Source organism: Mesorhizobium sp. M1E.F.Ca.ET.063.01.1.1 (assembly GCF_003998155.1).
Taxonomy (GTDB): Bacteria; Pseudomonadota; Alphaproteobacteria; order Rhizobiales; family Rhizobiaceae; genus Mesorhizobium.
The window spans coordinates 1-7737 of the sequence record NZ_RZSC01000254.1; the positions used below are offsets into that span (position 1 = coordinate 1).

At 62.0% G+C, this 7737-nt stretch carries 13 protein-coding genes; 7 read left to right on the forward strand and 6 right to left on the reverse strand.

The window, feature by feature from the left end; translation table 11 throughout:
* The first annotated feature begins 26 nt into the window (after positions 1 to 26).
* Positions 27 to 248, forward strand: a complete 222-nt coding sequence (locus tag EOA29_RS18500) for a hypothetical protein (protein ID WP_126094639.1) — start codon at positions 27 to 29, stop codon at positions 246 to 248.
* Between the two features lie 711 nt (positions 249 to 959).
* Here EOA29_RS18500 and EOA29_RS18510 read toward each other — a convergent pair.
* A complete protein-coding gene (locus EOA29_RS18510; RefSeq protein WP_126094637.1) occupies positions 960 to 1316 on the reverse strand; it encodes a DUF982 domain-containing protein in 357 nt (118 codons plus the stop codon).
* Positions 1317 to 1557: 241 nt separating this feature from the next.
* Here EOA29_RS18510 and EOA29_RS18515 point away from each other — a divergent pair, with 241 nt between their 5' ends.
* The 5 genes from EOA29_RS18515 to EOA29_RS18535 all read left to right on the forward strand — a co-directional run bounded on the left by EOA29_RS18515 (position 1558) and on the right by EOA29_RS18535 (position 3866).
* Complete coding sequence (locus EOA29_RS18515; RefSeq protein WP_127221254.1) at positions 1558 to 1857, forward strand: DUF1236 domain-containing protein; 300 nt, start codon at positions 1558 to 1560, stop codon at positions 1855 to 1857.
* Between the two features lie 76 nt (positions 1858 to 1933).
* Positions 1934 to 2143, forward strand: coding sequence for a hypothetical protein (locus tag EOA29_RS18520; protein WP_126094635.1), 210 nt, complete (start codon positions 1934 to 1936; stop codon positions 2141 to 2143).
* A 109-nt stretch (positions 2144 to 2252) separates the two neighbouring features.
* Positions 2253 to 2492: a DUF2934 domain-containing protein gene (locus EOA29_RS18525; protein ID WP_126094634.1), complete on the forward strand. Its 240-nt coding sequence runs from the start codon at positions 2253 to 2255 to the stop codon at positions 2490 to 2492.
* A gap of 341 nt (positions 2493 to 2833) precedes the next feature.
* The gene (locus EOA29_RS18530; protein ID WP_126094633.1) at positions 2834 to 3349 is read left to right on the forward strand and encodes a porin; all 516 of its coding nucleotides are present in this window, start codon (positions 2834 to 2836) and stop codon (positions 3347 to 3349) included.
* A 16-nt stretch (positions 3350 to 3365) separates the two neighbouring features.
* A complete protein-coding gene (locus tag EOA29_RS18535; RefSeq protein WP_126094632.1) occupies positions 3366 to 3866 on the forward strand; it encodes a porin in 501 nt (166 codons plus the stop codon).
* 55 nt (positions 3867 to 3921) lie between these two features.
* Here EOA29_RS18535 and EOA29_RS18540 read toward each other — a convergent pair whose 3' ends face one another.
* From EOA29_RS18540 to EOA29_RS18550, 3 genes are all read right to left on the reverse strand, one after another.
* Positions 3922 to 4131, reverse strand: coding sequence for a hypothetical protein (locus EOA29_RS18540; protein ID WP_126094631.1), 210 nt, complete (start codon positions 4129 to 4131; stop codon positions 3922 to 3924).
* Positions 4132 to 4375: 244 nt separating this feature from the next.
* Positions 4376 to 4720 carry a hypothetical protein gene (locus EOA29_RS18545; RefSeq protein ID WP_126094630.1) on the reverse strand — a complete coding sequence of 115 codons (345 nt, stop codon included), beginning with the start codon at positions 4718 to 4720 and terminating at the stop codon, positions 4376 to 4378.
* Between the two features lie 100 nt (positions 4721 to 4820).
* The gene (locus EOA29_RS18550) at positions 4821 to 5909 is read right to left on the reverse strand and encodes a GSU2403 family nucleotidyltransferase fold protein (protein ID WP_126094629.1); all 1089 of its coding nucleotides are present in this window, start codon (positions 5907 to 5909) and stop codon (positions 4821 to 4823) included.
* Between the two features lie 281 nt (positions 5910 to 6190).
* Here EOA29_RS18550 and EOA29_RS18555 point away from each other — a divergent pair, with 281 nt between their 5' ends.
* Complete coding sequence (locus tag EOA29_RS18555; RefSeq protein WP_245464714.1) at positions 6191 to 6667, forward strand: plastocyanin/azurin family copper-binding protein; 477 nt, start codon at positions 6191 to 6193, stop codon at positions 6665 to 6667.
* A gap of 240 nt (positions 6668 to 6907) precedes the next feature.
* Here EOA29_RS18555 and EOA29_RS18560 read toward each other — a convergent pair whose 3' ends face one another.
* Positions 6908 to 7114, reverse strand: a complete 207-nt coding sequence (locus tag EOA29_RS18560) for a hypothetical protein (RefSeq protein WP_245464713.1) — start codon at positions 7112 to 7114, stop codon at positions 6908 to 6910.
* Between the two features lie 184 nt (positions 7115 to 7298).
* Positions 7299 to 7737 (reverse strand): S24 family peptidase (locus tag EOA29_RS18565; protein ID WP_127221255.1); only part of this gene is annotated, 439 nt, incomplete at its 5' end.

Consider the following 7737-nt stretch of genomic DNA (forward strand, 5'->3'; position numbering starts at 1 on the left):
GGCTGGGGCGAGGAGGACTGACCAACATGTCGAAACGAGAAATCGGAACATCCCGGTCGCTCGGGATGCGTGTCGCCGATCTGAAAGCCAGGATGCGGGACGCCAGGATCACCGAACATGAGATGAAGACCTTCCAGAAGGTCGCTGCCATCATGGGGAGCGGCGAGGGCTCCCTACGCATCGATGCGGACGACCTGATCGCCGCATCCTTCCTCACCGAACCACTGGGCGAGTCGTCGCCGAACTGACAGCTGCCCTTCCCGCCATTCGATGTCGACCGGCTGCCGGCCTGGATTGGACGGCAGTGAACGGCGTTGCGCGCTGAAGCGCAATGGCCGCTCTGATCATGTGAGGTCGTTCACAGTTTTGGCGCTGGACGTTGTGCAATCGTTGTTGGCGAAGGTGTGACCGCCTCCTGGGGAGAATAGGATGACCCTATCCAGAGACCTGAGCGACAAAGATCTGACTTTTCAATGTCCGAGTTGCTCCCTGACCATCGTCAAAAAGGGATCCTGGGTCAGGACGGTCTCCAGGTTCAGATGCGAGAAATGCCTCGAGGAGGTGAGGCTTCCCTATGGCGAGAAGCTTGCGATCTTTCATCGCCATAAACACCTTGGCCGCTGAGGAACCTCGCGGCGCTAGAGCAATTCCAGGAAAAATGCGTAGCGGTTTTCCGCCCGGAATTGCGTCAAAACAAAGAGATAGATCGGTTCGCCGTTTCTGTGAAACGGTGGAACGCTCTAGTGTTTCGATGGATGACAGCCATGTGGCCGACGCTGGGGCTCAAGCGGCGATCGCCGCCGTAAGCAGGGGAAAAGCTTCAATCGGGGTTTTGTTGCAGATTTGCTAATATTAGGGTTGGCGGCAGCCGGCTTGCCAGGCCGGTCAGGCCCGGCGGTCGACCGCATCACCCCCAACAGACTGTCGGGCCGCTTTGCAGGGGCGCCGCTTGTTCCTCGTCAGGGCGACCGCGCAGCCGTTTTTTGCCGGGCTTGGCTCTCGAGCCTGGCCCTGCGCCTGATCTTGGCTTCGCGCAGCGCCGTCACCGGATCGATGCCGGTCCACATGATGCCGGCCTTCTCCGCGAATGAGAGGAAGGCCCGCCGCGCCTTTTCGAGTTTGATCTCCCCGGCCCGCGCCGCATCGCAAGCCCGAACCGCCGCGCAATAGCTGTCGCCGCGCATCGCCGCGGGCCATTCCTTGAGGAAATTCTGCATCGCGGCCAGCGAGGCGATCTCGCGCTTGAAGCCGGCGCCGACGGTGATGGCCACCGGGGCTCGAAGCGGCATATCGCTTCTGACGAGAATTTCACTCATGGGCGGGACTTTCGGCTTGTCAAATCATCCAATGCAAACAATGCGAAATCGGCGCGACGGTTCCCGTCCGCCCTGCACGGCGGTTCACCGTCGACCGCGGCGGGGTAACATCAATTGGCCGGCGCTGACGGAACAAGAGCTTTCCGCGGACGTTGGCCCTCGGAGCTCCTATGTTCGACCTGCCAGGTTTCCGCGATCGCGGAGGCGGGGCGGAGCTCGCCAACACAACAGGAGACCTATGATGAAAACCCCCCTCATTCCTGCTGTTGCCGGCCTTGCTCTGATCGCCGGCATAGGCTTTGCCGCTGCGGACGAGGTGATCATCACCCCCGAGCAGCAGACCGTTGTGAAAGAATACGTCCACAAGCACCCGATCGCCTCGGTCAATGTTCTGGGACTGGAGCTTGGCGTCGGCTCGACCGTGCCGGACACGGTCGAATTACAGGAGGTGCCGGACGTTCAGTACAAGTATACTATCGTCAACGATCATATGGTTCTGGTTGACCCGAGCACGCGCAGGGTCGTCCAGGTCATCCAGTAACCTTACATGCTTACGAGCCCCGATCCTCCCGCCATGCCGGCGGGGGGATGCCGGCTCCTAGAAAGGAGTCGCAGCCATGCATCACCCTCACGTCGAATCACCTGACATCGCCAAGAACGTCGACAAGCTTCTGGCTGAGCATTGCACCGGCCTGCTGTCGATGAAGGATGCGATCGCGGCTTTGCGCAAGCGCACCGGGACTGAGCGCTCTGATGCCGATTTGGCCGGATTGATTACAAAAAAGGCAGCGTATCTCGGCGTCGCCGTCGTCTCCGACGAGCACTGAAGAAAATCGCCGCCAAAGTTCAGGCGCGAATGCGTCGAGCGCAAGACGCCACCGGAAAATTCGGCTAATGTTTCCGTCGGGGAACGGCCCCTACCAAATGGAGGCGACAGTGACGGACGACAGGCAGGAACGCATTCGCCGACGGGCGCATGAGATCTGGGAACAGGCCGGCCGGCCGGAAGGCGCGCATATGGAGCACTGGGAGCAGGCGGCCGCCGAGATCGACGGCGCCGCGAAGCCGAAAGCCAAGGCCGCGCCGAAGAAGGCCGCCGCTGCCAAGGCCGCCAAGCCAAAGGCGGCGAAGGCTGAAAAGCCAGCCAAGGCCGCCAAACCGAAAGCCAAGGCCTGATTTCCAGCGGCTGCGCCGCCGGCCATCCCGACAACCGTCGAAAAGGACGCGGCAAGCCCGCGCCCGAAGTTTTAGGCACGCGTGAAAGCGCTCTCGCGTTTCCAGCGATAGAGTTAGTCATCTCTAAAATTAGCTACGCTTAATAAATGAGCTTCGCGCGATCGCGATTTGCAGAATAGATCGAGAAATCCACTGTGACCCAGCTGCAACAGCTGCGTTCTCAGTCGAAATGCTCCCAGTAAAAGTCAGGTATTGGCTCAAAGCCCCCGTTGACGCCGCGCGCGCCCTGATGGTGCTTTTCGGGCAAGGGCTTTTCTCAATCCAACTTCGGGGGTCAGGGTATGCGGGGCATCAACCGTCTTATTTCGTTTGCGTTTCTGGCCGCTGCCAGCGGCTTTTCGGCTTCCGCGCAGGCGGCGCCGGTGGAGTACGTCAAGGTGTGCTCGCTTTATGGCGCGCAATACTATTACAGCCCCGGCACCGACACTTGCATCAACGCCAATACCGGCGAAACGAAGCGGAGGGTTGATGACGGCGAGGGCGGGTTCACCACCGTCACCGGCAAGACCGCGCTGGCGAGTAAGGTCGACGACATTGACGGCCGGGTTCAGCGCGCCTTCGAAGGCGCCTCGGTCGCCTCGGCGCTGATCAGCCCGGATCTGATGCAGGGCGAGCATTTCGGCGTTCGCGTCAACTGGGGCAATGCCGGCCAGTCCAACGCCATGGGCGTCACCGGCGCGGCCGTGCTGGGCGAGGGCTTCTTCCCCGGCGGCAAGGGCCGGCTGGCGGGTGCCGCGGGCGTCGCCTTCTCCGGCAAGACCGTTGGCGGCAATGCCGGCCTGCAACTCACCTGGTAAGAGCCGGGGGGGCATCATGTTCAGATATCTTCTTGCGCCGGCCATCCTCGGCGCGGCAACGCTGCTGGCGGCGCCATCCGAGGCCGCGGTCGAGTATGTCAGGGTCTGCTCCGCCTATGGCCCCAACTACTACTACAGCCCGGGCACCGACACCTGCATCAACGCCGACACCGGCGTGACCAACCGGAAGGTCGATGACGGCGAGGGTGGGTTCACCACCGTCACCGGCAAGACGGCGCTGGCAAGCCAGGTCGACGACATCGACAACCGCGTCACCCGCGCCTTCGAGAACGCCTCGATCTCGGCCGCCCTTGCCGCGCCCGATCTCGTCCAGGGCGAGCATTTCGGCCTGCGCGTCAACTGGGGCAATGCCGGCGACGCCGACGCCTTCGGCATCGCCGGCGCCGCGGTGCTGAGCGAAGGCTTCGCCCATGGCGGCCGGCTGACCGGCACGCTCGGCATCGCCTTCTCCGGCAACATCGTCGGCGGCAATGCGGGGCTGCAGTTTAGCTGGTAGGCGAGGCTCCCCTTTCTCCCTTCTCACCGCACAAGGGAAGAAGGAGGCCGAACCGTTAGCGCGCTCCTTGCTTCCTGGCGTATTGCGCAACCGCGCAGAGGAAGGCCAGCGCCGCGGTATCGCAGGCCGCCCGCGACGGCGACGGGCCCTTGGCGAAAAGGACCGCGTCCGCCACCGGGATCGTCAGGCCATGCTTTCTGGCAAATGAGGTGACTTCGTAAGGCTGATCGTCAGGCTGTATGCCGATGTCGATTTGCAGGTCCATCAAACGAGTTCCTCCCTGTGCGACTATGCCTCTCCTTCGCCCGAAGGGAATTAAACTACCGGCTCGTTGTCTGCGTCCACCAATTGGCAATTGTGTGAAACGATGCATTTTTCGAGGGGTATAACCTGGGGTTGCCGAGGCATGATTGTTCTCGCGTTGCGGGAGATGTTCGGCAGGACAGAGGGGGCGCTGTCCCGCCCGCGTTCGGTCTTGCTTTCCCTATGGCGCAGAAGAGATAGCCGCCTCACCAGGCATCGCTCGACCTCGCAAATTGCACGCCCGCGGCAATCATCGCGCACTCGCAGTCGCTGATCAGCTTCAGATTCCTCAAATACCGCGCCACCGTTTCCGGCAGCCAGGCGGCACAGGACTCGACATAGGCGCGGCCGTGCACCAGCGTGCCGGTCGACAGACGCTCCTCCTTTTCGGCGATCACCTTGAGATATTGGCGGATGAAGCGGATGTCGTCGGCGATGTCCTGGCTGGCCATGCGCCAGGCATTGGCCAGACGCTCGCGCTCTTTGAGCGGCAATGGTGACAGCAGTGGACGGGAGAGGTCGGCGAAGGCGGCGTGGTTCGCGGTGTTCAAGCAAGTTCCCCTCAAACAAGGGAGATATCGTACTTTATGTACGAAATATGGTCAAGCAGGATTCGTACAATTTGAACGATGCTGCGATCTTCCGAAAAGCCTAAGCGAGCCGCATTGGAAAGCCTTCGAGCTGCGCGCCGATGCCGTTGAGCGCCCGCCCCAGGATAAGATCGACCATGTCATGCCTGTCCGGATGGAGCAGGCTCAGTCCCTTCCGAAGCGCCTCGCGCCAGGCATCTCCGCGCTCCCATGCTTCCGCGAAAGCGAATGCAAGGTCGTCCTGCCGGCGTGTCGTGTCCAGCGCCTCCACCAGCAGGCTGGCCTGGGCGAGATCCTTCTCTCGCTTGGCGGCGGCGCTTCGTTCCCGGCGCGCCGCTATGATCAGCTTGTGGACGGCAAAGCGCTCGGGCGAGGGGACAAGCACCGGCACGCCTGAGCGGTGGAGCAGCACCGTCCTGACCGGATCGCGGATGAGAAAATCGAGGAAGCGCAAGGGCTGCGCGGAAGCACCGCCCAGCGAAGGCATCAGACTGGCGTGGTCGGCATGGTCGTCGCTGCCCCGGTTCGGGGTGAGGAATTCGATCCGGTAGCGGGAAGCGTTCTCATACTGCGTCGTGCGCCCGGCATCGCTGCGGTGCGGGATCTCGCGGAATGTCGAATCGACCGCCTTCAGCACATCGATGACCGGCGGCAGGCTGTCGTCGACCTCGGTCGAGACGGAATGGAATTTTGCGAAGTCGGCATCGCCCGTCTGCAGCGCGGCGCCGGGCAGCCGCACCCCCAGATGCCCGGCATAGGTCTGAAAGGCGACCGTGCCGATGAGCACAGCGCGCAGGCGGAAGAGTCCGGCCTTTTCCAGCGCCTCGACCACGTTGCCGGTGAAAGGGTCAGGCGCCGTCAGGCCGGCGTCACGAACAAGGGTGGAGACCAGCTTGCGGCGGCTTCTGAGATCGTTCTTGATCTCCTTGAAGGTCGCCACCCGCTTGGCGATCTCGGGGTCTTCCGCCGGGCCGACATAACGCCTGGACTTCTGCGGCCGCGTCTCCTCGAAATACCAGTAGTCGCGGCCCTTCACCGGCACGCGCACAAAATTGCCCGCCGTCGAGAAGTCGGTCTCGAAGGAAGCATCCAGGCTGCGCTGCACCAGCTCGGCATAGAGCGTGCGATAGGCGAGATCGATGGTCTTCATGGCCGTTCCTGGGGCGTACGCTTCATTATAAGGGTTCTGCAGTTTTCTTATAACTGCACGCCATTAGGCCGAGTCGCAAGGGAATTATAAGAAAATTGTGAAAATCTTATAACGCGGTTATCCCGCTTGCGCAGAAGGGGCTCTGGCCCAATTTACTTGCCGCTCCCCGCCATGCCGTCAGCTTGCTGTCAGCTTTGTTCCCCTACACAGCGCCCGCGACCGACTGTGATTCCCTAGCAATCCGCCGTCTGAGGTCGCCAGATGGCGGCTAGGAGCACCCTATGCGTTTTTTGAGAATTGGACTGGCCTTGACCATGCTGGCCGTTGCGGCGCCGGCATTCGCCGACTCCACGGTCAACGTCAAATTGTGGGACAAGAACGGCGAGATGAATCCTGATGCCAAAATGGGCATAGGCATGCCGGCGAACATAAGCATGGCCATGATGAAAATCCAGCTCGACAAGAAGGTCGTGCCGGCAGGCAAGGTGACCTTCGATGTCACCAACGCCTCGAAGGGCACCGTCCACGAGATGATCGTCGTGCCGGTGGCCGACCCCAAGAAGACAACGCTGCCATATGTTTCGAACGAGAACCGTGTCGACGAGGACGCGGCCGGCCATCTCGGCGAGGTTTCAGAGCTCGATCCGGGCAAGAGTGGCTCGCTGACGCTCGATCTCAAGCCGGGTTTCTACGCGGTCTTCTGCAACATCCCCGATCATTTCATGAACGGCATGTGGGCGACCATCAAGGTCCAGTAAGGCCTCGTACACCTACCGGACATCTCCCCACTTGGGGGAGATTGGCAGCTTCGGCGCAAGCGCCCTTTCTGCAACGTTGGCGATTGGCGAAAGCAGCGGTGACAGCCAATTTCCCCCTTGAGGGGGGAGATGTCCGGTCCACCCTCCGCAGCTGCTGCGGAGGACGGGCGGGACAGAGGGTGCGCGAAGGAAACGCGGCGTTTCGCCGGGACTTTGCCGGGCGCTTCACGAGCACAGCGCCTAGTTCTTCGCGAGCTCGTAGAGCAGGGCGGTTTTGATATGTCGCCCGGGCTCGCCATCGAGTGACAGAGCGGCGGTGTAGAGTTTCGCGAAGGCCGGGCAGAGACCCTCGAAATTCTGGTTGGCGCTTGCGATTGCATCCATCTCGGCCGGCGTGCCAGCATTCCTGGTGAAGGCGTCGGCCACCAGCGACCAGTCCTCATCCACGGGCCAGCAGCAGCAACAGCGGCAGGCGCCATTTTCGCACCAGCCGTATCAACTGGCTTTCGCCCGCGCCCTCCAGGTCCGTCATTTCGCTGGCTCTCCCCCGAAAACCATCGACCTTGGCCGACTATCTGCATGCAAGCAGAAATTGCCGTGTCGAGAAGTAACGTTCGGCTTTTCGAAACGCTCACATGTCGATCATCGACCGCTTCACCCGCCCGATGATCGTGATCGCGCCCTCCAGCTCCGGCGGCGGGATATCGAGATAGGACGCTGGCTGGAACGGCGGATTATCGTTCGGCCGCCAGCGCTTGTAAGTGGCCCGTCCCGTCTCGTCGGCGATCACGTAGCAGCCATTGGTCACCAGCCGCTTGTCGCGCAGATTGACGAAGATGATCGAATCCGGCGGCGAGATCTTGTTCATCGATGGCCCGTCGACGCGCAGCGCGATCCACTCGCCTTCCTCGAGGTCGGCGGTGGGAATGGTCGGATAATCGGAAAGGTTGACCACGCTGTCCTGACTGCCGAGCTCGCCGGCGCTGATCCAGGACACGATCGGCACGTCGACGGTGACGGGCGAGGGGGCAAAGCCGACGGGTGCGGCTTCGGCGCCGTCCGCATTGAAC

Bases quoted from the DNA above. Each gene is read 5' to 3' on its own strand.
- EOA29_RS18500 (WP_126094639.1), top strand. From the start codon at position 27: ATGTCGAAACGAGAAATCGGAACATCCCGGTCGCTCGGGATGCGTGTC.
- EOA29_RS18510 (WP_126094637.1), bottom strand. From the start codon at position 1,316: ATGAGTGAAATTCTCGTCAGAAGCGATATGCCGCTTCGAGCCCCGGTG.
- EOA29_RS18515 (WP_127221254.1), top strand. From the start codon at position 1,558: ATGAAAACCCCCCTCATTCCTGCTGTTGCCGGCCTTGCTCTGATCGCC.
- EOA29_RS18520 (WP_126094635.1), top strand. From the start codon at position 1,934: ATGCATCACCCTCACGTCGAATCACCTGACATCGCCAAGAACGTCGAC.
- EOA29_RS18530 (WP_126094633.1), top strand. From the start codon at position 2,834: ATGCGGGGCATCAACCGTCTTATTTCGTTTGCGTTTCTGGCCGCTGCC.
- EOA29_RS18535 (WP_126094632.1), top strand. From the start codon at position 3,366: ATGTTCAGATATCTTCTTGCGCCGGCCATCCTCGGCGCGGCAACGCTG.
- EOA29_RS18540 (WP_126094631.1), bottom strand. From the start codon at position 4,131: ATGGACCTGCAAATCGACATCGGCATACAGCCTGACGATCAGCCTTAC.
- EOA29_RS18550 (WP_126094629.1), bottom strand. From the start codon at position 5,909: ATGAAGACCATCGATCTCGCCTATCGCACGCTCTATGCCGAGCTGGTG.
- EOA29_RS18555 (WP_245464714.1), top strand. From the start codon at position 6,191: ATGCGTTTTTTGAGAATTGGACTGGCCTTGACCATGCTGGCCGTTGCG.